Origin of the sequence: Caulobacter sp. 17J65-9, from assembly GCF_010975005.1 — a bacterium.
Lineage (GTDB): Bacteria > Pseudomonadota > Alphaproteobacteria > Caulobacterales > Caulobacteraceae > 17J80-11.
Map to the genome: position 1 here is coordinate 1 of NZ_JAAIVC010000290.1, position 1,619 is coordinate 1,619.

Annotated in this window: 3 protein-coding genes and 1 pseudogene; 2 read left to right on the top strand and 2 right to left on the bottom strand. The window is 74.0% G+C overall.

The window, feature by feature from the left end; all coding sequences use genetic code 11:
• Both G3573_RS21395 and G3573_RS21400 read left to right on the top strand, forming a co-directional pair.
• Positions 1–203, top strand: a pseudogene (locus G3573_RS21395) (cell division protein FtsA); the annotation flags it as partial.
• Positions 204–222: 19 nt separating this feature from the next.
• Positions 223–678: a hypothetical protein gene (locus tag G3573_RS21400; protein ID WP_163263649.1), complete on the top strand. Its 456-nt coding sequence runs from the start codon at positions 223–225 to the stop codon at positions 676–678.
• Between the two features lie 10 nt (positions 679–688).
• Here the strand turns inward: G3573_RS21400 and G3573_RS21405 are convergent, their stop codons facing one another.
• On the bottom strand, positions 689–1,411 hold the full coding sequence (locus tag G3573_RS21405) for an ABC transporter ATP-binding protein (protein ID WP_163263650.1): 723 nt from the start codon (positions 1,409–1,411) through the stop codon (positions 689–691).
• Positions 1,408–1,619, bottom strand: a 212-nt coding sequence (locus G3573_RS21410) for a hypothetical protein (protein WP_163263651.1), incomplete at its 5' end; no start/stop codon positions are given. The genes G3573_RS21410 and G3573_RS21405, both read right to left, overlap by 4 nt.

Genomic DNA, 1,619 nt, shown 5'->3' on the forward strand with positions numbered 1-1,619 from the left:
CGCCCCACCTGGCCGACGCCGCCGCCGGCCCGGCCTTCTGCTCGGCCGCCGGCGTGCTGCTGCGCGCCGCCTACGGCCCGCGCGAAGCGGTCTCCACCCGCAAGCTGATGGCCGGCAAGGTCGGCCCCAAGGACGCGCCCCAGGCCCCGCAGTCCGGCGGCGTGCTCAGCCGCGCGGCCGGCTGGCTGAAGGAAAACCTCTAGGGCAGAGGCCGGCGGCTCGATGGCGCGCCTCGACGACGAGCAGTACCGGCGTCTGAGGGCGTTCCTCGCCTATTTCGACGAGCAGTTCTTCAGCGCCATGGCGCCGGGGCTGCCAGCCGAGGCGCGCCCTCTCGCGGCCCTCGACGCGACGGAGCGGACCTCCAGGGCGCGAGCCGCTGCTGGTCTGCGCATGGCCGTCAACGACATCGTGGAGATGACGCTGGATTGGCCCCAGGGGCAGGTGGAGGCCGTCGATCGCGCGTTGTCCGAAGGGGGAATCCCATCCCTCTCAGAAGTTCGCGCGACCTTTTCGAGCAAGGTCGCCGCTGTCCTGCGTAGAGGCCGCATCCGAGGCGAGGTCGAGTACTACCTTGTGAAGGGCGTGCTCGACGGCGCTGCAGAGGCGCTCTCGGAAGACGACCAACTCCGCGCTTCGCGCATGATCTCGGCCTACGAGGCCGCGAAGACCTCCTAACGAAGGACCGCTACGCCCTAACCCGGGCCACCAGGTCGGCCTCGAACGCCGCCAGGTCCGTGCGCGCCGCCGCCAGCTCCGCCGGCGAGAACCGCGCCACCGCGCGGCCGTCGCGCATCAGCACGCCGTGGTCGCACCAGGTCGCCAGCGTGCCGATATCGTGCAGGGCGCTGACCACCGTCACGCCGTGCTCGCGGGTGATGGCGCGCAACCCCGTCTTCAGGTCGTGGGCGACGGCCGGGTCCAGCCAGTTGAACGGCTCGTCCAGCAGCACCACGCGCGGCGATCCGGCGAAGGCCAGGCGCACGGCCAGCCGCTGCTTCTGGCCGGCCGACAGCTCGGCGACGTAGCTCCCCCAGAAGGCGTCGAGGTCCAGCGCGGCCTCGATCACGGCGGCGACCGGATCGCCTTCGCCGCCTGAGGCCTGTTCGACCAGGCGGACCAGGTCGGCGCCGCTGATCCCCTTGGGCAGGCTTTCCAGGGTGGGCGTCAGGCCGACGCCGGCGGCGCGGCGGGCCGGGTCGTGCTCGCAGGCGCGGCCCGAGAGGCGGATGGTCCCGCGCTCGGGCGCCATGCGCCCGGCCAGGCAGCGCAGCAGGGTCGTCTTGCCGCTGCCGTTGGCGCCGACCACGCCCCACCAGCCGGGCGTGTCTATCCGCAGGTCGAAGGCGCGCAGCGCCGGGCGCGGGCCGTGCCGCGCGGTCAGGCCTGCCACGTCGAGGATCGGGGTCATGCGGCGCTCCATCGGCGTCGGGCGGCGGTGCGGGCCAGCAGGACCAGGCCGGCGGCGGCGAACAGGACGACGAACGGCCCCAGCGCCGAGGCGCCGACGGCGGCCAGGGCGGCGTAGATTCCCAGGCGCGGCGGTCCCGCGACCGGCCCGTAGGCGAGCTGGTTGAGGTGGGCGACCGCCAGCGCCAGGCCGCAGACCAGCACGCCCG